Source organism: Paenibacillus contaminans, assembly GCF_003285015.1.
GTDB classification, from domain to species: Bacteria; Bacillota; Bacilli; order Paenibacillales; family NBRC-103111; genus Paenibacillus_V; species Paenibacillus_V contaminans.
This window is the reverse complement of sequence record NZ_QMFB01000038.1, coordinates 52,284-74,021: the sequence shown is the minus strand read 5'-3', so window position 1 is coordinate 74,021 and position 21,738 is coordinate 52,284. Positions and strand designations below refer to the sequence as shown.

The window sequence follows — 21,738 nt, the reverse complement described above, 5'->3', positions numbered from 1 at the left end:
CAAGATATGATGAAATCCTGCGAATGAGCGAGCATTCGTGAGAAAACCGCTACGAACAGAGGGAGTTTCGTTTACCTTACTATTGCTCCTTTCGTACATAGGTAGCCGGCATTTAATAAGTCTAGGCTCACTGATAATGAGTCTAGACTCATTAGTTGTTCCTTCGCCGCCGAAAAGATAACATTCCGTAAAAAATTTTCGTTCGACGCAAAAATGGAACTTGCTACACAACCTTTTTTCAATTAGAATACAAATCATCAAGCAAGTTTCCGGAGTGAAGCACACCCCGCATGCAGACTAATTCTGCAGCGGGTTTTTTTGCGTATTTTTGCACCATTAATGCTGGGAGGGGACGAGGATGCATCCTAATTTGGCAAGGTTTATCGAGCATTTCGAGCAAGAGGCTTCACTTAAAGGGCTTTACAGAAATAAGCTGGGAAAATCGGAGCTAATGTTTTTAACCGAGGTATGGGGTCCCGCTTTTCAGAATAATTTCTACGGTTTGAAGGCGGAATATCCGCTAAAAGACTTCAAGGGAGGTCAGCGCTTTGTCGACTTTGTTTACATCAAAGGCGGTGTAAGACTGCTTATGGAAATCGACGGCTATACGACGCATGCACGCGATATTTCTCCCGGCGATTTCGACGATCATTTATCCCGTCAAAACGATCTTGTCTTATCCGGCTGGCTATTGCTTCGCTTTTCTTCCAACCAAGTCGAGAAAAGGTCTTACATGTGCCAAAGGCAGATTAAGCAAGCAATCGGTCATTGGTTTGCAATCATGCAGCATGGATTTACTTCCGATGAAGCCAACCCGTGGAAGCTCCGTAAGCAACTGATCATCCAACTGGCAATGAATACGGAAGGGAGAATAAAACCCTGTGAGGTGGCAGAGGCCTTTAAAGTCAGCAACAGTACGGCAGTAGTCTGGCTGAAAAGATTTGCGAGCGAAGGCGAGCTGATTCCCTCTTCTAACGGTAAAAGGGTCATGTACTACACACTCCCTAACTTCTCAAAAACGAAAGATAATCAGCCCGGCAATCCCTAACCGAACACAATCGGCCAAAATAAGGATAAACAGCGTCATTGTCCTGAACGCTTTCGAAGAAAGCGACACTTCTTAAGATAAGCTGGGACGCGCGCATTTACCGTTGATACATAAGCTCTTGATAGGTGAGATTATATTTTGAAAAAAAGCGGCTGCACGATACGGCACCCGCCTGAAACTTCAACGTACTTTTTTAGTCAAATACAAGACAAGATCGTCATCGGCACGCACCATGCTGCCGGGTACGACCGGCTGATTATTGTAATAAATGCCGTTCCCGTCAGGAACATAGCCGAGCCTTCCATACAAACGCTGTGCGTTGCCGTAGTCTTTGTACAAGCCGAAGCCAATGCCGATCGTGTCGTACTGCTCCGCGACGATCCGCTCCGACTCTTCGATAAGCTTGGTAGCTACGCCTTGCTTTCGATACTGGGGAAGCACGTTCAGATCATTAACTTCCGGAATACGCTGTTCACGGAAGGGCGGGTAATGCGAAAAGTAGCGGATATGCAAAAGCTCCGGCAAACTGTCCTTCTACGTAACCGAGGAGCGTGACGCGTTTGTTTTGTTCATTTTCGAGCAAGCAGTTCTCAAAATAACCGTCCGGCTTACGAATGCCCGCTTCATCAAAGCAGTCTCGGATTTCAGGAATATGCCGCTGTTCCATCCGGCATAACTCGACCTTTCCGTTCATGTTGGCCCCTCCGTTTCGATATTGGCACGCCGTAGACAAACAATCAGGCGTTCGTCAATATTATTTCAACGGAATCGCAACCAGTCAAGGTGAAGAACGGTTCTAACCGTTCGTTCCCGCACGGGAAAATCACCGCTTCCATCCCATTCGTTCGCCTAGAACGAGATGCCAGCTTGTTACACAAGATGCGTTTCATTCCGGCGCTTTACATAATCGTCACTCATCCCTGCCCTGTCAATCGCCGCAGCTCTTTAAGCACTCGTTCCATTTCCTCGTCCGTTCCGATCGAAATACGTAATTTGTCGACGAGGCGCGGGTGTTTCAGGTACCTTACGTAAATGCCGCTCTCCTGAAGTTTGTCGTATAGCTGGCGGGCCGTTAGCGCTCCGCTCCGCGCCGGCGGGCCGCAAAGAACGAAATTCGTTTGGGAAGGGATGAAATCGAAGCCAAGCTCCGCCAGCTCGCGGCAAAACGATTCCCGAGTCCTCCTGACCGCTTCCGCGGTATGTTGCATGTAAGCTTCATCCTCTAGCGCAGCTAGCGCCAGCTTCTGACTGACCGCATTTATGTTGAAAACGTCCCTGCCCTTATCGAGCGCGGCGACGACCGCTGCATCCGCAACGCAAAAGCCGACCCGCGCCCCGCAAAGCGCATACGATTTGGAAAATGTCCGCACGACGACCAAATTCGAATAACGCCCGATCAATGGCAGCACGGAAGCGCCGGGAACGGCAAAATCGATGTACGCTTCGTCCACGATGACGAGCCCCCGGAATCGCTGAAGCAGCCGCTCGATGCCTTCCGCAGGCAGCAGACGGCCTGTCGGCGCATGCGGATTTACCAACACGATGGCTTGCTCGCCGCTTTCGCCCAGCCTGTCCAGGTCGATCGAGAAATCTTCGTCCGCCGGTACTGGAACGACCTCGATCCGATTGACGGCTGCAGCCGTATGGTAGAGCATAAATGACGGGTCCGGAATCTCCACCCGGCTGTCCGGCGCGATCATCAGCTTGAACAGCAGCGCGATGATTTCGCTCGAACCGTTCCCGCAGAACACTTGCGACTCTTCAACATTAAACCGGGAAGCCAATGCCGAGCGAAGCTGCCCGCTTCTCCCGTCCGGATAACGGCGGAGCTCTTCTTCCGTTATGCCCCGCAGCGCTTCAAGCACCTTCGGAGAGGCCGGATACGGGCTTTCGTTCTGGTTCAGCTTAAGCGCTTCTCCCCCCGCTTCCAAGTAATCTCCCGCTTCATAAGCGGCCATTCGTTCGATATGCGGCAATATCAAGCTCATCGTGAAATCCTCCTCTAATCGGCTGCTGGGGCGATATCCTCTTTCGCTCGGTACGGAGCTCCCAGCGCACGGTGTTTTCCTGCATGACGGCAGTCGGTTGGCCGCATGCCGTTTCGTCCCGCTCTTCCCTTTTGCCGAACGGGATGATACCCTTACAGTAAGCTAAAATTGTCATTCTCTAAATGCACAGAAACGAATATTTTCAAATGACAGATTACATTTGGTACGTAAATCCAGGAGGGAAGCAAATGCTTGACCTCACCTTCAAGCTAGATGAGACTTCGGACAATCCGCTTTACATGCAAATTTATTCCTATATCCGCGGCGAAATCGCTAGCGGCCGCATCCGGCCGGAAACGAAGCTGCCGTCCATTCGTTTTCTTGCGGCCAGCTTCGGGATCAGCCGCACGCCTATAGCGCTGGCTTATGAGCAATTGGTTGCTGAGGGTTATGTGAAAAGCAAGCCGAGGAGCGGACTCTATGCCGCACAGCTGGAGCCTTATACGCCGGCCCCTGCCGCAGAATGGCATGCTGCATTCGCCGCCAGCGGTTCGGCATTCGATCGGCTGCAGCCGCGCATTAGCGAACCCGGTACCGATAGCGGCGCTTCTCCGACGGAGGCCGATTTCGGGCACGTTCGGCAGCCTTATGCCGCAGCGGGCACCGGCAGCGGCGCTTCTCCAGCGGGGCCAGTTTTCGGACGCGCTCAGTCTCTTTATGCCTTACCCGGCACCGGCAGTAACGCTTCCCCGGCAGGGCCGGTTTCCGGGAACGCTCAACCGCCCGTGACCGCGCCAGGCACCGTCAGCGACGCTTCTCCTCACCGCACGACGCAGCCGCACGGAACCGGCACGGTTCCCGTTTCGCCTCCCCGCGCTTATCACGCTTCGCCGGACGAACCGGTAAGCTATGACTTCGGTTACGGCAGCATCGACTTGGCGAGCTTTCCGTTTCATAAATGGCGAAGGCTGATGAACCGCTGCTTTTGGCCGGAGAACCGGAAGGTGTTTCTTTACGGGGATTTGCAAGGGGAGCCGGAGCTGCGGGTTGAAATCGCTTCTTACCTGCGTCAAATCCGCGGCGTCCATTGTACGCCGGAGCAAATTATCATCGGCGCGGGAACGTATCATTCCTTGGATTTGCTGTTTCAGCTGCTGCGGGATGAGGTAAAGACCATCGCCTCCGAGGATGCCGTAAACGCAGGTACCAAAGCGCTGCTTGGCCAACATGGCTTCGAATGCCGCCCCCTTCGATTGGAAGCCGACGGCATAAAGCTCGAGGATGTATACGAAAGCGGCGCGCAGGCCGTATACGTAACCCCTTCGCACCAGTTTCCGTTCGGCATGACCTTATCTGCGGGCAAACGGATCCGGCTGCTCAAATGGGCCCAAGAACAGCAAGCGTACATTATCGAAAACGATTATGACGGCGAATTCCGTTATGGCGGCAAACCGATCCCTTCACTGCAAGGGCTCGACAACGGCGGGCGCGTCGTTTATGTCGGCACGTTTTCGAAAGTGCTGACGCCTTCGTTCCGGATCAGCTACTTGGTATTGCCGCCGATGCTGCTCGAACGATTCAGGCTCATGCGGCATAGCTACGACCAGTTGGCTTCGCCGATCCTGCAAAAAACGCTGCAGTTGTTCATGCAAGCCGGCGATTTCGAACGGCACATGCGCAAAATGCGCAGCTTATATCAACGTAAGCGTGACATACTGCTGCAAGCGATTCGCCAACATATGCCGGAGGATATGGAAGTAATCGGCGCAGACTCGGGGCTGCACATACTGATTCGCATGCATAACGGTCTCGACGAGGCGCAATTGATTGCACGCGCCAAACAGGCCGGAGTGGCTGTTTATCCGACTTCGACCTATGCGCTCGTTCCCGGTCTGGTTCCGCCGTCCACCGTACTTCTCGGCTTTGGCGGCTTGTCTGCCGAGCATATCCGCGAGGGCATCGTTCGGCTGGCCGATGTTTGGCGGGATTAAATGGGTCCCATCGTATGAGGCGATACAGCCGACTTGCGACGAGAAGGGGAATTGGCGGAAGGAAAGTCGCGATTGTGAAGGGCAGAGGCGCATGCCGGTATGATTCGTTCAGTCCCCTGCCCAAAATACCGAACCTGTCGATTGGAGACAAGCCTATTTTTCAGAAATAATACCATTCTTAAATGTCCCGTACCACTCGTTCAACTGCTGCTCGTCATAAACCTGTAATTTGGCCAAAATATGCCTGGAAAATTCCACCGCACCGCTGCCGTTCGCCGTAATAAGCAATCTGTCGCTGACTGCCTGCGCGTTTACATAATGATCGTCCCCCTTATACCGGGGTGCTCTCGCTTTTAGATACTCTAACGTATTGCCTGTATGCTTGACATGGTCGAGAAAACCATGATTGCCTAGAAATGTCGTCGCATCGCATATGGCCGCAACGGGAATATCTTTATCCAAACAATCGCCGACGAGCGTTTGGATTAGTTGTCCCTTCTCTTCATTCCAGCCGGTGCCGCCCGGAATGATAAGCATGGCCACATCCGCATGAACGGCAAACCCGCCTATCTCGAAATCGGGCAATACACTCAAGCCGCCCATCGACGTTTTAGGCTCTTTATCGATCGCAATCGTCTTGACCTTAAATCCCGTAGTCGGCTTATTAAGCTCCGCACTGACATAACTCGCCTCCCAATCCGCAAAACCGTCCGTAATAAGCAGCAAAACTTCTTTCATCCGCTAACACTCCTTTAAGGTTGATGATCGTCATTATGTATTCCCTGCATACAAGTATAACGGATCATCCCCGACATGTACGATCAGTGAAATGAAAGAAAGATTTGGCGATATTCGCTCCGGCTAGAATGCAGCTTCCGCGTACGGTTTTTGACGCAACATGACGATGATCGGCCGCATGCCGTCCATGAATCGGGAGACAATGGATGCATGTTATGCTTGTCTGCCCATTCTAACGCTTAGACCTTCGGGGTATTCTCTTATGATCGACCGGTAATCCGCCGCCCCCCATAATACTGTGGCACCGGCAATGCCGGACATGCAGCACTTCCTAACGCTCGCGGCTTCGGCTAACCGCAGTTTCGACCCATGCCTTTACCCTGCCGCCGCCCCCGTCCAAACGCCAAAAAGCCGCCGTCCCTCTCCAGCCGGAGAAAGAACGGCAGCTTGTCCCGCGATAAAACTGTACTTACTTGGTAGTTTTATAGCGATCGTATGCCTGCTGGTATATTTTCATCATTTTTTCAAGACCCATGTCGTTCAGCTTCTTCACGTACTCGTCCCATTCCTTATCAATGCCGCCGGACATCATCCATTTGGCGTACATTTTGCTCACGTAAGAGTCGATGTCGGTCAGGTAGCGGGAAATTTGATCGCTTTCTTCAGCCGTGAAGTACGTTTTCGGGAACGCATTGTCGACCAGATACTTTCCGTACACATTGTCGATGTCGATTTTGGAACGAACCTTGCCCGGCTCCGTCACCATCATGTCATATACGGGCTTCGTCAGGGCCCAAACGGAATACGCCGTAGGCGGAACCTGCTTGAACTCCTCTTCATTGCCGCCTTGCGGAAGCGGAATGGCATCGAATTTGCCGTCGGTGCGTTCTTTCAAACTGTCGCCGCCGATGACGCCTCTGCTGAATTGCATCGAAATCTTAGGGTCGTACATATAGTCGATCCAGCGCATCGTCGCTTCCGGATGCTTGTTTTTGCTTGTAATGGCGAACGAAGCTCTAAGCAAAATGCCGTTTGCATACTCCGCCCAGACCGGCTCTTTGCCGTTCGGCCCTTTAAGCGGCGGCAGCGATACGTAGTCCTGATTCGCAGGGTTCCAGTTGAACGTAACGCCGACAAGCCCTTTGCTTTCTTTGGCGTTCAGCACCTTGGTGTCCTGCGTGAAGCTTTCCTGATCCGCGAGGCCTTCCGCAAACAGCTTGTTGAAATATTGAATCGCTTCCTTGTATTCCGGCAGCACGGCCGTGTAAACCACTTTGTCGTTCTCGACGGACAGATGGTTGTTGCCGACCTTATGCACGTCGCGGTCGATACGTCCGAAGGCGCCGAAGAAGGAGTTCACGTCGCTATTCCAGTTTTGCAGGAAGGAAAGAGGAATTTGATCTTTTTTGCTGTTGCCGCCGAGATCATTGTCTTTAAACGCTTTCAGCGTCTGGTACAGCTCGTCGGTCGTCGTCGGCATCGGCAGCTTCAGCTCGTCGAGCCATTTTTTGTTGATGAACATCGTGGACTTCGTCCGCGAATAACCCTCGTCGATCGTCGGAAGCGAATAAATGTGGCCGTCCGGCGCCGTCAGCTGCTTTTTGTAAGTCGGATTGTCCTGGAGCAGCTTCTTCACGTTCGGCGCGTACTTATCGATCAGTTCCTCAAGCGGAATGAGAATGCCCTGCGAGCCATATTTGACGATATCGGTGTCCTCGCTCAAGATCCCATGCGCATAAAAAGCGTCCGGCAGCTCGCCGCCTGCAAACAGCAGGTTCTTTTTCTCGTTCCAGCTGCTGCCCGGCGTCAAATCCCAATTGATGTGGATATTCGTTTTTTCTTCGATATCCTTGAAAATTTTGTAGTCGTTCAAATCTTTCCCTGAAGGCGGCTTGAAGGCAGCGATGTTTAAGTTCAGCTTTTCCTTCACGATCGGGAAATCGGTAGCATTCACGTTAGCGGGCGCTTCGGAACCCTGCTTGCCCTCTTCCTTGGAACCTTCCTCCTTCGCTCCGCCGCAGCCTGCAAGCCCTGCAGTCAAAACGGTGAGCGCCAATGCGGTAATCGGCCATTTTTTGTTCATGTGCGTAGTCCCCTCTCTTTGTGCTGAAACATTTCGAGAAACGGTTGTACTTCAGGAAAAAAGTTTAATCATTATGGCAAGCGGCCGCGGCCGCGTTTACCCTTTCAGGGAACCGACCAGCGCGCCTTTGACGAAGAACCTCTGGAGAAACGGATACAAAATGAGCATCGGCAAACTGGATACGATAATGATGCCGTATTTCATCAGCTCCATTTTTTTCTGCTGCTCTTGCGAGCCGTCCAGCATGTCCTGCAGGTCGGAGCCTTCGTTCATGATGAGAATGTTGCGCAGAATCGTCTGCAGCGGCTGCAGGCTGTTGCTTTTCAAATAAATGAGCGCTTGGAAGTACGAATTCCAGTGGCCTACGGCGTAAAACAGCACCATGACCGCCACGATCGGCAGCGCGAGCGGAACCGCGATTTTATAAAAGAACTTCCAGTTCGAGCAGCCGTCCATTTGCGCCGATTCGAGCAGCTCTCCCGGCACGTTGGACTGAAAAAACGTCCGCACGATAATGACGTTGAACACGGAAACCGCATTCGGGAGAATCATCGCCCATGTCGTATTCAGCATACCCAAATCTTTGACTAGCAGGTAAGTCGGAATGAGCCCGCCGCCAAAAAACATCGTAAACACAAGCAGAAACATGAAGAAATTACGGCCGACCAGATCCGATCTCGACAACGTGTAGCCCGCCGTGATCGTAAGCACGATATTGATTGCGGTACCCGTCACCGTATACCATAACGAATTTCGAAAGCCAAGCCAAATCGACGGTTCGGCGAACAATCTTTTATACCCTTCCCACGTCACCTGCTCCGGGAAAAACAGCAGCTTTCCGGAATAAATGAGATTCGGATCCGTGATGGAAGCGGTCACGACAAAATAAAGCGGATACAGGACGAGAATCACCAGAATCGAGATGAGCCCGTAGTTGCATATGTCGAATAGGAGATCCGCCCTCGTTCTTACATGCTTCATCGCTTCTCCTCCTTACCACAAGCTTGTCTGTTTCAGCGATTTTGCGATTTTGTTTACGCTGATCAGCAGGATGAAATTAATAACGGTATTAAAAAGCCCGATCGCCGAAGCGTAGCTGTATTGCGCCTGCACAAGACCCGCCTTGTAAACGTAGGTTTGGATCGTTTCCGAGGAATCGACGTTGAGCTGGTTTTGCATCAGGTACACCTTCTCGAAACCAACGCTCATCATATGTCCCATGTTCATGATCAGCATAATGATGACGGTCGGCATAATCGAAGGAATATCGATATGGATGACGCGCTGCAGCTTCGTCGCTCCGTCCACCGTCGCCGCCTCGTGCAAATCGGGATTGACCGCGGTCAGCGCCGCAAGATAAATGATCGTCCCCCAGCCTACGCTTTGCCAAACGCCGGAAAACACGAAAACCGTTTTAAACCATTCCGGGCTCCCCATAAAGAAGATCGGCTCGACGCCGAACAATCCGAGGAAGCTGTTCACAGCGCCTGTTTTGGGCGAAAGAAGCAAATATACGATACCGACGACGACCACCGTGGAAATAAAATGCGGCGCGTAAGTAACCGTTTGCACGAATCGCTTGAAACGCTCGCTTGTCAGCTGATTGATCATAAGCGCAAGAATGATCGGCGCCGGAAACGATACAAGCAGCTCGTAAATGCTGATGCCCAGCGTGTTCTTTATGATCGTGGTGAGCTGATACGACTCGAAAAACCGCTCGAAATTGTCGAAGCCTACCCAAGGGCTGCCGGAGAAGCCTTTGACTGGATTGAAGTTTTTAAAAGCGATCTGCAGGCCATACATTGGAGCGTAATGAAAAATAATAAAGTAGGCGAGCGTCGGCAAAAACAGCAGATACAAGTCGTAGTTGCGCACAATCCGTTTGACTTTCCTCGCAAATGCGCTTCTGGTCGCCGGACTGTTTCCTTGCTTAGCCGCCATACTTGCGTTAGTCATATCGATAGGTTGTGACATGTTTGTTCGTTCACCTCCGCTTGATGTCAATCTCGTGTTGAAATCGCATTCATGATAATGTTGTAGCACCTCTTCCCCGGCAGCGTATATAAGCGAGATCGCTAAACCGGCTGTGCGAGAATTGATATTTCCTTATTCGGCGCGTTTTTTGGGGCGCGATGAGCCATAATTGACCTGCCTATATGCGAAAAAAGCACATCGCCGGCGAGCTGGCAAGACAAGTTGGCGGCGGTGGCAGGCGGCGGACAGGCGCGGCTCGCGGCGGACGGGCGCGGCTCGCGGAGGACAGGCATGGCTGGCGGAGGACGGACGTGGCTGGCGGAGGACGGGCGCGGCTCGCGGCGGACGGACGTGGCTGGCGGAGGACGGGCGCGGCTCGCGGCGGACGGGCGCGGCTCGCGGCGGCGGGGGCGGCTCGCGGCGGACGGACGTGGCAGGCGGCAGGCGGGGGCGCCGGCTCACGGAGGACGGGCGTGGTAGGCGGCGGATGGGCGCGGCTCGCAGAGGATGGACGTGGTAGGCGGCGAACAGGCGTGGCTCGCGGAGGTCGGGCGTGGTAGGCGGAAGACGGGCTCGGCTCGATGAAGGAAGGTGCGGCACGAGGCGCACGCAGTCTCCCCAATGTGTCAGGTTAAGCGACTGAAGTCTCCTTCGTTTGTCTGACGCTATTGCTGAGCGGTGAAAACCACATACCGATAGATAAGGCGAGTTGCTGGAGTCCGATTTTGCCCACTTTGAGAAACGGAGAATGCTCAGTGTTGTGCTGGAGTCCGATTCTGCCCACTTGGAGTGGCTTGGAATACTCGCTGTTGTGCTGGAGTCCGATTTTGCCCGCTTGGAGTGAGGTTATTCACAGGAAGATTCTAAAAACCACTCTGTAAGTGGGTTTTTTCGGACTGGAGAGGCAAACAAAGGCAATACCCCCGCTCCAAGTGGGCAAAATCGAATTACGGGATTAGCTCGTTTGAGGGCGTGGGGGAGACAAGAATATGTCTGTTTATTATAAGCGGCACAGGAGAAGTAAAGGGGGAATTAGCTAATACGAAGCGGCATGTTGAGGTCGGCTAAGGGACTGGAGTCGCAACGAACGAGGGAAATGAGGGGAACCGTTAACCAAGCAACAAATATTGCTCCTCTCCCCCTCCGCTGCCACTTACGGGTGATTTTAACAAAAAAAGTCTTGGAAAAGCTCTTGCTAGGGCAAAGCAACCTTCTTTCAACTCTCAAACCTTAGATTAGTAAGTAATATCGCGGCTTGATTAACGAACGTGTTGAACAATCGGAAGCTTCAAAGACGTACTCCGTACTGCCTATTACACTTGTTCTGAAGAACAATGAGGAAAAGCCAACTATTAGTGAGGCAAACCTTACTGTTTCTCATCAAGAAACCGTGTTTTGGAGGGGTAATGAGGAAAACGCAACTATTAGTGAGGAAAAACTTATTGATAGTTAGCTTCTCCTCACTAGTTGCATTGAACGGAAGTTTTACCGCTGAAATAATGAGGTTTGCCTCATTAAGAGTGAGGTTTTATTCACTATTTCAGTTACCCGTGCAGGACGTGTAGATTTTTTCCTAAAGCAAGTTTTTGCTTCAGTAACCAAACTTCATCAATTCATAGTTCCGACTTGATCGTCTACTATAGACTCCAGGGGCTCCTATTCGTCCACCAGCTTGCAATTGCTTCAGTAAAAACTGCCCGCTGCAGGTGGTTAGAAGCACCAAACCGCGGCGATTGGAGCCCCATCCTGCGGCGTTTAGAGCCCCATCCTGCAGCGTTTGGAACCCCCTCCCGCGGCATATTTGGAGCCTCATCCTGCGGCGTTTGGAGCCCCATCCTGCGGCGTTTGGAGCCCTATCCTGCGACGATTGGAGCCCCGTCCCGCGGCGTTTGGAGCCCCATCCTGCGGCATTTGGAGCCCCCGCGATTGGAACCCCGTCCCGCGGCCTTTGGAGCCTCATCCTGCGGCGATTGGAGCCCCATCCTGCCGGGGCACGGCCCCAAACCGCGGCGGCAGAAGCGCCAAGCCGCTAGCGGTGCTGCTTGCGGTACTCGCCGGGCGTTACGCCGACCGATTGCTTGAACTTGCGGATAAAGCTCGACACGTCGTAGTAGCCGACCTGCTGAACGATCTCCTTGACCGACTCGTCGTTCGTGCGAAGCAAGTGCTTGGCCTGGTCGATGCGAAGCTCGTTCAAGTAATCCATGATCGTCCGGCCGGTCTGTTCCTTGAAATAACGGCTCAAATAAGACAAGGAAAGCGAAAAATGATCCGCAATTTTCTGCACCGAGAAATCGGATTCGCCGTAATGCTGCGAAATATAAGGCATGATTTGCTCGATCAGCGCCGCCGACGAAGCCGGCTTGCGCGCCTCTAGGGAATTGCACAAGGTCGCGCATGCGGTCGTAAGCAGGTCGGCGATTTCGTCCAGCGTCGTATAATCCGTCAGCGTCAGCACGTCGGGGAAGCTCCCGCTTGCGCCGCTTCCGGGGCTGCGTTTTTCGGTGAAGGCGGTAAACTTGCGGATCATGTCGTAGCAAAGCTCCCGCGCGATAAATAAGGTAAGCCCGCTCTGCTTCATCCGCATGGCGATCTGATGGACCGCATCCGCGATACGGCCGGCGTTGCCGTGCTGCAGCACGATATCCAAATCCTCGAGTACCCGCCTCGGATTCAGTACGTTCGCATGGTCATGCGCCATCAGCTCGTCAAAGTATATCGCCCGTTGATTGCCTTTGATCAGCTTATAATCGATCGCCGTCGACGCCTCCAAATAGGAGCGCCCCACTTGCGCCGGCTCCGCGTAACGGTTGCCGACGCCCATTGCGATCGGCGCCTGGAAAACGGCGGACAAATGCTCGTGCACGCCGTCCAGCCACGTCCTCCAAGCTTCAGGCGAGCAGCCCACCGACAAAATAAACATCGCCCGCCGCTCTTCCAGGCTGTCCTTGCAATAACCGCTCACGACGTCGACGAACTGCCGCTCCGTTTCCACGATCAGCTGCTCTTTGTACGGCGCAAGGGACCCGGGGAACTCCAGCATCATCACGGCCGTTTCTGCATGCGGCAGCACGACGCCGACTTCGACGCCCCGTTCGTTGAACGCTTCGCGCGACTCCAGCTCGCCCTTCAGCAAGCTCCCGAGCAAATGCTCCTTGATTGCGGAGCGGTTTTGCTCCAGCTTGCGGCCCAAGCTGCGGTTCGAATCGGCCATGTCGTGAATGACGCTGCCGATCGCATCGAATTCGTTCGCCCTGCGGATTGATTGGCCGCGAATCGCTTCGACGAGCGTCGCAAGTCTTTTGACCGGATTGTAGTTGAACATCATGAGCAAATAAACGAGCGCGCAGCCCGCTATAAAAATGACCCCCATCCGGCTTATCCACTGCCAAATCGCGTGATTGATCGGCGCGACCAAGGCCGACTTGGGCAGCAAGGTGACGTAAGTAAATGCGCTTTTGTCCGACTTCTGGACGGAAACCGCATACTTGCTGCCTTTGATCGTCATGACGCTGTAAGAAGGATCGCCGCTTATGATTTTGTCGTAAAAAGAAGCGTCCTTCAAGTACTCGGCTTGCTTTTGCGCCGCTACGACGTTTCCTTTCTGATCGAATACGACGGCGTTGCCCTCTGGCAGCGATAAGTCGAGCTTGATCCCTTTCAGCAGCTCCTCTTCCTTCAGCAGGAAGAGCACCGTTCCGTACGGATGCTGGCTGTTGATCGGAATCGGCACGACGTAAGTGATGAGGCGCTGATCGGGAATGCCTTCGATCTTGACGCTCTCGGCCGGACGCAGCTGCGGACCGGTCAGGCTGTTCAGGTCGCTCTCGAACCGGTTCGCCGGCCAATCGGGATATTTGTAAAATTGCCCGACGAATTCCCCCACCTTATAAATGCTTTGGGATGAAAACAAATAGTCCTCGCCGCGTATATGCAAAGCGATTTCCCGGATGCTGTCGTCGACAACCTTGCCTTCCAATACTTTTTTGCCCTGATAGACATTGTAAGAATCATGCGTCAGCAAATATGGCGACAACTCCGGAGCGCTTGTAATCTGCCCCGCGATGCGGTTCATCAAAATAAGCTTCTGATCCACTTCGTCCTGCAGCTTATCGAGCAGCGCCTGATTATTTCGTTCCACCTCGCCGCCGACGATAGCGGCCAGCTGGTAGTAACCCGTCATTCCCAGAAACAGCAGCGGCAGCAAGAACAGCGCCAAATATGACAATAGATACCGGTAAAAAACCGGCAGCCGATTAATCGCCGCTTTCATCTCTTCGCCCCCGTTTCTATAGCGATATCAACTTGTTCTCGAAGCCTTGACCAGTACGAACTCGCGAGGCATCGCGTCGCGGCAGTACAGCTCGATTACAGTGTGAGACCCATTGCTTTCTATGATCCGGACATGCCAGTCCGCGCCTTCGCCTCGTCGTTCGCCACCGCCCGGTCCTTCTACATCAGCTCCGGCTTGCAGGCTTTCTTTACCCGCACCCTCCGTATCGCTTCCAGCGTGTTGGCCTTCTCCGCCCGTACCTTCAACATCGCTTCCGGCTTGCAGGCCTTCTCCGCCAGCACCTTCCTCATCGCTTCCAGCGTGTAAGCCTCCGCCGTCCGCGCCTTCCGCCAGCGCCCAGCCGCCATACAGCGTCAGGCGCATCGTGGCGGGGATGCTTTCCGCATGCACCCATTTCCGCGAGTAGACGCTCACTTCCTTCTGTACGCCGTCCTCATCGTATTGATCCGGTTCGACGCCCTCGTACAGGCGCAAGTCGGGATCGACCGCGCTCACGATCAGCCTGCCGTCATCGGCTTCGCGGATCAAAACCATCGACGGCGTATCGACGGCGGCTATATGCCCCGTATCGATGCGCGCGTCCGCCTCGAACAGCGCATAGCCGGTCGTGCGGCTGCCCTCGTCCCGGACGGCATGCGCCGTACGGTCCTGGCGCAGCACTTTGTACCCAGCGGTTTCCGGAGACTGCATGCGCTTGCAAAAGGCTTCCGCCCGCTCCGCATCCGTCCCGACCAATACGGCATATTCATAGCTGCCGTTGCGAGGGGCATGGCCATGCTCCAGCCATGCTGCGGCAAAATCGCCCGCCGTATCCGCTCCGGTCGCCTGATGCTTGGAATGCTGCGTCGTTTTCGACAGCGACAGCGTTTGTCCCGCGGCTACGTAGTACCCGTTTCCTTTATTGTCCATAATCCATGCCGGGTTGTCTAATTGCATCTTCTGGAAGTACGGGAACGTACGGACCGCTTCGGGCCCGTTCACCCAAATCGGATCGCCATAGATAGGCATATGGGCTTGAAAAAGCGTCGTATCGACCGGATATGCTTCGTTTGCGTTTTCGATATCCGTACCGAGGCAAACGATCATATCTTCGAAGAAAAATGCCGATTTGCGCGCGCGGTGGCTCCCTTCATATTTCGGATGCTCGTGCAGCTTCATCGCAAACATGCCGTTGCGGCCCTCCAAATGCAAGCCTCCCGCATAGGTCTCGTCGGACAGCAGCATTTCCTCGAAGCCGCTGAACGTATCGACGTTGCGAACGTCGGAGCGAAGCTCGCCGATCGGCTTGCGCATCGCGGTCGTCCCCGGCCACCGGTTCCAATCCCAGCCTTCCTGCCGGTAGCCGCTATCTTCGTTATTTACCGGATCGCCCTGGCTCATAATTTGCAAATGACCGTGCGAAATGTACCGGCCGTATAAATTCGCGCTCACATACGTTTCGTTCGCCCATAAATAACGGCTGTGCCCGCGCATCGCGGCCAGCCAGCAGCCGCGCCGGTGAATGACAAGCGCCGCGTAATTCATCGTCCAATGTCCGTTAGGATCCGCTTCCGGCGTTATGCCCGCCTCCTGGAAGCGCCTTGCGGCATCGGACTCCGTCCGCTCTCCCGGCTCCAAAAGCCTCATATAAGCGGCAGCGACTTCTTCGTCCAGCGCTTTCGCGCCGTCAGGCGTTCCGGAAAGCGCTATATAGGCGAACGGCTCCGGATCGAGCGCCCATTTGCCTGTAGGATGCCGCGCAGCCAAGCTGAGCAGCCATTCGCGCTTGTTGCTGTATAGACGCATTGCAAGCAGCGCTTTGCGGATCGTCTCGTGCGCCCGTTGCCCGACCCGGTACGGCGTGCCGCTGAGCACGTACATAACCGGCGCCACGCCTTGAAACCCACCTACCGCATATGCCGGATAGTGGTTGACGTGATGATACGCCGAGCCGTCGATTTTATAGGCGGCGCGCAAGCCGGGTGCAGGCAGCAGTGATTGGCCGAGCCATTCGCGCAGGGCATGCAGCTCGCGCACCTTTTGCGGCGATTCGTCCATGATCAGGATGCTGGCCAGCATCCCGTGCAGCGTCGTGTTGAAAATATCGATATTGCCTTCGATCTCGGCAAGCGGCGTATGAATACGGCCCGCGCCGCTGTACCAGCGCATCGTCCGCTGCGTCCGTTCCAGCCTTCCCGCCTCGCGCAGCATATCGCGCATGAGGAACGCCGCCGGATAAAACTCGCGGTAATTGTAGCCGAAATGGTGAACCGTCCCTTGTGCGCTTCCATAGGTCCAGCCCTGATCGTCCAAATGATCGAGCACATCGACGACCATCGCTTGCAGCTCCGCCCTATGCTCCGCTTGAACGGAAGAACAGAAGCTAAGAGCCGCCTCCAGCAAAAATTCGCAAAGCTCGCTAAGCTGTACGCTGCCGGTAAGCGACTTTAACCGTTCTTTCTGCTCCCCCGGAAAATGATCGAAAAACGGAAGCGCGACAGGCCGGCCTTTGATCGAATCCTCTTCGCGCACAATACCGTACCCGGCATACCGCTCGCGCAGCTGCTCGATATCCGCCTGCGTAACCGGCTTCTCCGCGTAATATTGCGCTTCGAATTTTTCGTTCATCCGCGCGTGCGCTTCCGCTTCCTCGGGCGGCACCGTATCGGACATGCCTACGTAAGGCTCCAGCTGCTCGAATGCGTACAATGCCAGCCAATGCGCGTTGGCGGACTGATCCGCGCCGATATTGACGGCGGCTGCCTGAAAATCCCGCGTATGGAAGCGCGGATCGATCGGCGTATTAAGCATCAGCTGGTCGATGAACAGCGTGCCGGAGCCCGCTTCCTTCGGCATCCGGATCGTAAGCGTATCCATTTCCGGGTGCGGATTGCCCTCCATATCCCGTTCGTATGCGGCCCATACCGTACGCCAGCCTCGAAAATCGAGCGCAAACTCGAGCCGGCAGTCGACCTCCGCGCCGCGGCCGAATTCGAAAACAAGCTTGCCGCGGCGCGGCTCCTTATTATAGATCCAGACGGCGAACGAATCGCGCGCTTGGCTTTTTGCGCCTTCCCGGAACGGCCGATAGCCGATCGCTTCCTTGACGGAGAGGAACGCTTCCTCCGCGAAATCCCACTGAAGGCTCGCTGCACCGTCTTTAAAGTGCTTTTCGCTGATCGACAGTACGGATCCCGCATCGCAGGTTATGTTTTCCGAGATACCGCTTTCAAAACTGTATATAGTCATGATGTAAGCTCCTTCATGCGTATTTTGGCAAAATGAACAAGTTACATGCTTTATCTGCGGTCGATTAGGAGGCTGATTGGCGGTCCATATTGTTTTCCCGGTAAGCATTCCGTCTGCTATACCGCTCTCAGAATGCATCTGGAACGCCTCTTGTCCTCCTCGTCCCCGCAACCTCTACTCCAGCTCGTATACTTTGAAATTCGCATATTCGCCGATAAGCGGCGCCATTTGGCGAAAGCCGATTTTGCCCCCGTCAAGTAAAGAGCCGTAAGAATGGCCGTCGTCCGTCCAGCGGAAAATCGGCAATTCGTTTATCGCAAAGGAAATTTCCCTGCCGTGCTTGATCAATTCCATCCGGTACGGGCCTTGTGCGTCCGCCGCATCCGGGATCGGATCGGCCCCTTGGCAAACGAGATGGGCGCCGTAGCTCTTACGCAGATTGCATGTGTGGAACGCCCTCTCTTCCGGATAACGCCGGCGAAAGTACGAGACGTGAAAAGCGTTCACCGCTCCGCTGTGATAGTGATGGTACTCCCCGCTTCGGACAGGCAGCCAAGGCGCGAACAAGTCCTCCCCATGTCTGCCTGCCGCGGCAAAAAACAGCATGCACAATCCCGGCTCGCGGATCGGCCAAAATTCCCAAGTGACGGCAATATTCGCCGAAAAATCCTCCGGACACCAAAAAACGAAATTCGACGCTTGCCCGATCTCGGGATCGAGCTTATTTTCCATGCGCATCCGGCCGTTTGCAAAAGTGACGGACGCTTCGCCTTCCAGGCGAAAACCGCTGACGTCCTTCTCCGATGCGAGCGGATTTTCGTAAACAAGCTTTTTCTGTACATCCGGCACCGTGCGCTTCCCCCTTCGCATTTTGCTGCAGCCCACAGGCCGCTTCCGAGATGTCCAAACTACGGTTTATCAATTGTTTTAGTTTAAGCAAAGCCCGATCCGCTGTACATAAGCGGTTTCTTTCCCGGCATATGCGAAATCTTACCTTCCGCGCAGCATAAGGGTTTTCGGCCGTTTCACCACATTCGCCAAAGCTCGTTGAACCTGCGTTATCGATGTTTAATCTGCGTTATTTAAAGACAATCTAAAATCATTTAGTCTGTAAATAACGCGGGGGCGGCATCCATATGATAACGCTTACGAAAGAAGCTCCCGCGGCTACGCATACAATTGGGAGGTCACAGGTTATGAATCAAACCATGAAGCGCGTGTTGAATGTCGGTATCCTTTCCGCAATGTCCGCCGCTCTGCTTTCCGCTTGCGGAGGCGCGAATACAAGCAATGACAAATCGGGTCAAACCGCGGACAAGCCGTTCGCAGGGAAGAAGCTGTCGATCGTAACGGCCAACCATCCTTGGGGCGACGCCATTAAAGAGATGCTGCCGCAATTCGAAGAAAGCACCGGAATGAAGGTCGACGTGCAGAGCTTTTTTGAAGACCAGCTGGCGCAAAAGCTGACCGTGCAGCTGACGGCCGCCTCGGCTACGCCGGACGTGTTCATGTACAGCCCTCTCCAACAAGCGAAGCTGTTCGTCAAGAACGGCTGGATCACGCCGCTGGACGACTACACAAAGAAAGATGCCGCATACGATTTCAACGACTTTTCCAAAGCGTCCATCGGTTCCAATACCGTTGACGGGAAAATTTACGGCATTCCGATCATAACGGAGCAGCACATTTTGTACTACCGCAAGGACCTGCTGCAAAAAGCCGGCATCGCCGTTCCCAAAACGATGGACGAGCTGCTGGAAGCGGCGAAAAAACTGAACGATCCGAAAAACGAAATGTACGGCTTCGCCGCACGCGGCCAGCGTTCCGCTCTCGTGTCGCAAATTTCCTCGTTCATGTATTCCGAGGGCAGCGATTTCATGAAGGACGGCAAAGCGACCGTCAACACGCCGGAAGCGGTCAAAGGCATGACGACCTACGCTACGCTTCTGAAGGATTACGGCCCTCCGGGCGTGCTCAACATGTCGTGGCCGCAAGCGATCGGCGTATTCGCCCAAGGCAAGGCCGCCTTCTTCGCGGACGCCAACTCTCTTTTCAAAAACGCGACCGATCCGGAAAAATCGAAAATCGCCGATCAAGTCGGCTTCGCTCAGTTCCCGGCCGGCAAAAACGGCTCTCAGCCTTTTAACATTACGTCGTGGGGACTCGCAATGAACGCCAAGTCCGCCAACAAAGACGCAGCTTGGGCTTTCATCCAATGGGCTTCGAGCAAAGAGATCGTGCTGGCTACGCAGAAAAAAGGCAATCCGGGCGCGCGGATGTCCGTATGGGACAATCCGGAAGGCACGACCGCTTTCCCTAAGGAGCTGGCGGAAGTGACGAGAGAAACGCAAAAAGGCGGCGTCGATCATTCCTTGCCTCCGGTCGACAAAGTCAGCGAAGCGCGCGACATCATCGGCGCGATCGTCCAGAAGGCGATCAGCGGCGAAGAGCGGCGGCCGATCAGGCGAATAAGGAATTCCAGGTTCTGATCGACAAAGAGAACGGAAAATAAAGGGCCCGGCTTTTCCTGAGAGAAGCCGCTGCCCTGCGAGAAAGTGCGTGAACGGATATATCCGGCGCACCTAATAAGCCTTCTTAATGAATCCGAGCGGGAACGGGGGTGCGCGCTTATGCGGCGCCCCCTTTTGCTTATCCGCAGCTCGATATGGAAAGGATGATAGTATGCCGACGAACTGGTTCGACCGCAACTTGAAATGGATTTACACGATGCCCGCGGTCTTGTTTGTTCTATTGATGATGGTATTCCCCATCGTCTACACATTTAGAATAAGCTTCTTCGAATGGAGCATGTCGTCCACCACGCCGCCTAAATGGGTGGGGCTCGATAATTACAGCGCCTTGTTGTCCGACACCCGATTTTGGGAATCCGTCAAAAATACGTTTACTTTCTCCATCGGCGCCCTTGCGCTCGAGACGGTGCTCGGCGTAGCGATCGCGATGCTGCTGTACCGCGATTTTCGCGGCAAAAACATCGTCAAAACGCTGTTCCTGCTGCCGATGGTGGCGACCCCCGTCGCCATGGGGCTCGTTTGGCTGCTTATTTACGAGCCGTCGATCGGCGTGGCCAACATTTTGCTCAAATCGCTCGGCTTCGACCCGCAGCTCTGGATCGCGTCTCCGAAGCAGGTTATCCCTTCCCTGATCTTGATCGACGTGTGGGAATGGACGCCGATGGTCGCTCTGATCGTCATGGCCGGATTAGCGACGCTGCCTTCCGAGCCTTACGAGGCGGCCGATGTGGACGGAGCGACGGTCTGGCAAAAATTCGTGCACCTTACGCTGCCCATGCTGCGTCCGACGATTATCGTCGCCGTCATGCTGCGGCTGATCGACGTGCTCAAAACGTTCGACATCATTTATTCCACCACACAGGGCGGTCCGAACATGAAATCCGAGACGCTTAACATTTACGGCTATACGCTCGGGTTCCAATACTTCAAGCTCGGGATGGCGTCTTCGCTGCTCGTTGTCTTTTTCGCGCTGGTTATGGGCCTTACGCTCATCATGATCTGGTTCCGCAAACGGCTGGAGGTGTCCTCATGAAAAAGAACAAACGGTTAGCGAACGCCCTTTTATCCGGCTTGACGCTTGTCGTCGTGCTCGCCTTCTCGTTCCCGTTCATCTGGATGCTGCTGGCCTCGTTCAAAACGCAGTCGCAGATCATGTCGACCGACCAATTTTTCGTCTTTCAGCCTACGGGCAAAAACTATGAAAGCGTCTTTAACCAGTACGATTTCCTGAAGTTTATCGTCAACAGCTTTATCGTCGCGCTCGGGTCGACGCTCGGATCGCTGCTGCTCGGGCTTCCTGCGGCTTATGCGATCGCCCGTTACCGCTTGCAAGGACTCGGACTCGTCATTCTCGTCGCGCGTATTATTCCCGGCATCACCTTCCTGATTCCGTGGTTCATTATTTTCTCCAAGCTCGGGATGGTGGACAGCTTCACTTCGCTTATTTTGAGCCATATGCTGGTCGGGCTTCCGTTCATTATTTGGATTATGATTTCGTTCTTCGAAGGGCTTCCGACCGAGATCGAGGAAGCCGGGCTAATCGACGGCTGCACCCGCACGCAAGTGTTCCGGAGAATCGTGCTCCCGATATCGGGCCCCGGCATTATAACATCGTCGCTTCTGTCGTTCATTTTCTCTTGGAACAACTTCATGTTCTCGATCATTCTGGCCGGCGACAAGACCAAAACGCTGCCCGTAGCCGTATTCAACTTCATGTCCTACTCGGAAATCAACTGGGGCGCCTTGATGGCCGCCGCCTGCATCATTACGCTTCCGGTACTCATAATCGCGCTGGTGGCTCAGCGTTATATCGTCAGCGGTCTGGCGGCAGGCGCCGTGAAGGGATAACATGAAACAAGTATA

14 protein-coding genes are annotated in these 21,738 nt (G+C 54.2%); 5 read left to right on the top strand and 9 right to left on the bottom strand.

Annotated features, from left to right (window positions below; translation table 11 throughout):
• Nucleotides 1–358: 358 nt before the first annotated feature.
• Complete coding sequence (locus DQG23_RS36625) at nt 359–1,048, top strand: helix-turn-helix domain-containing protein (RefSeq protein ID WP_113035998.1); 690 nt, start codon at nt 359–361, stop codon at nt 1,046–1,048.
• Nucleotides 1,049–1,228: 180 nt separating this feature from the next.
• Here the strand turns inward: DQG23_RS36625 and DQG23_RS36620 are convergent, their stop codons facing one another.
• Both DQG23_RS36620 and hisC read right to left on the bottom strand, forming a co-directional pair.
• A complete protein-coding gene (locus DQG23_RS36620; protein WP_238178219.1) occupies nt 1,229–1,573 on the bottom strand; it encodes a GNAT family N-acetyltransferase in 345 nt (114 codons plus the stop codon).
• A gap of 389 nt (nt 1,574–1,962) precedes the next feature.
• Nucleotides 1,963–3,036 (bottom strand): histidinol-phosphate transaminase, encoded by a 1,074-nt coding sequence (hisC, locus tag DQG23_RS36615; RefSeq protein ID WP_113035997.1) that lies wholly within the window; start codon nt 3,034–3,036, stop codon nt 1,963–1,965.
• 248 nt (nt 3,037–3,284) lie between these two features.
• Here hisC and pdxR point away from each other — a divergent pair, with 248 nt between their 5' ends.
• On the top strand, nt 3,285–5,027 hold the full coding sequence (gene pdxR, locus DQG23_RS36605) for a MocR-like pyridoxine biosynthesis transcription factor PdxR (protein ID WP_238178218.1): 1,743 nt from the start codon (nt 3,285–3,287) through the stop codon (nt 5,025–5,027).
• 153 nt (nt 5,028–5,180) lie between these two features.
• Here pdxR and DQG23_RS36600 read toward each other — a convergent pair whose 3' ends face one another.
• From DQG23_RS36600 to DQG23_RS36565, 7 genes are all read right to left on the bottom strand, one after another.
• Nucleotides 5,181–5,765, bottom strand: a complete 585-nt coding sequence (locus DQG23_RS36600; protein ID WP_113035996.1) for a type 1 glutamine amidotransferase family protein — start codon at nt 5,763–5,765, stop codon at nt 5,181–5,183.
• A gap of 469 nt (nt 5,766–6,234) precedes the next feature.
• Complete coding sequence (locus DQG23_RS36595) at nt 6,235–7,848, bottom strand: extracellular solute-binding protein (protein ID WP_113035995.1); 1,614 nt, start codon at nt 7,846–7,848, stop codon at nt 6,235–6,237.
• Between the two features lie 96 nt (nt 7,849–7,944).
• On the bottom strand, nt 7,945–8,829 hold the full coding sequence (locus tag DQG23_RS36590) for a carbohydrate ABC transporter permease (RefSeq protein WP_113035994.1): 885 nt from the start codon (nt 8,827–8,829) through the stop codon (nt 7,945–7,947).
• 12 nt (nt 8,830–8,841) lie between these two features.
• On the bottom strand, nt 8,842–9,822 hold the full coding sequence (locus DQG23_RS36585) for an ABC transporter permease (protein ID WP_113035993.1): 981 nt from the start codon (nt 9,820–9,822) through the stop codon (nt 8,842–8,844).
• A gap of 2,029 nt (nt 9,823–11,851) precedes the next feature.
• Entirely contained in the window at nt 11,852–14,095 is a 2,244-nt protein-coding gene (locus tag DQG23_RS36575) for a helix-turn-helix domain-containing protein (RefSeq protein ID WP_113035991.1), read from the bottom strand.
• A 27-nt stretch (nt 14,096–14,122) separates the two neighbouring features.
• Nucleotides 14,123–17,344: a chondroitinase family polysaccharide lyase gene (locus tag DQG23_RS36570; RefSeq protein WP_158560889.1), complete on the bottom strand. Its 3,222-nt coding sequence runs from the start codon at nt 17,342–17,344 to the stop codon at nt 14,123–14,125.
• 174 nt (nt 17,345–17,518) lie between these two features.
• Nucleotides 17,519–18,214, bottom strand: coding sequence for a DUF1961 family protein (locus DQG23_RS36565; RefSeq protein WP_113036004.1), 696 nt, complete (start codon nt 18,212–18,214; stop codon nt 17,519–17,521).
• 326 nt (nt 18,215–18,540) lie between these two features.
• On the opposite strand from DQG23_RS36565, the gene DQG23_RS36560 reads away from it, so the two are divergent.
• The 3 genes from DQG23_RS36560 to DQG23_RS36550 all read left to right on the top strand — a co-directional run bounded on the left by DQG23_RS36560 (nt 18,541) and on the right by DQG23_RS36550 (nt 21,723).
• On the top strand, nt 18,541–19,833 hold the full coding sequence (locus tag DQG23_RS36560) for an ABC transporter substrate-binding protein (protein ID WP_238178216.1): 1,293 nt from the start codon (nt 18,541–18,543) through the stop codon (nt 19,831–19,833).
• 193 nt (nt 19,834–20,026) lie between these two features.
• A complete protein-coding gene (locus DQG23_RS36555) occupies nt 20,027–20,908 on the top strand; it encodes a carbohydrate ABC transporter permease (RefSeq protein ID WP_113035989.1) in 882 nt (293 codons plus the stop codon).
• Nucleotides 20,905–21,723, top strand: a complete 819-nt coding sequence (locus DQG23_RS36550; RefSeq protein ID WP_113035988.1) for a carbohydrate ABC transporter permease — start codon at nt 20,905–20,907, stop codon at nt 21,721–21,723. Before DQG23_RS36555 ends, DQG23_RS36550 begins: the two co-directional genes overlap by 4 nt.
• The last annotated feature ends 15 nt before the right edge of the window (nt 21,724–21,738 follow it).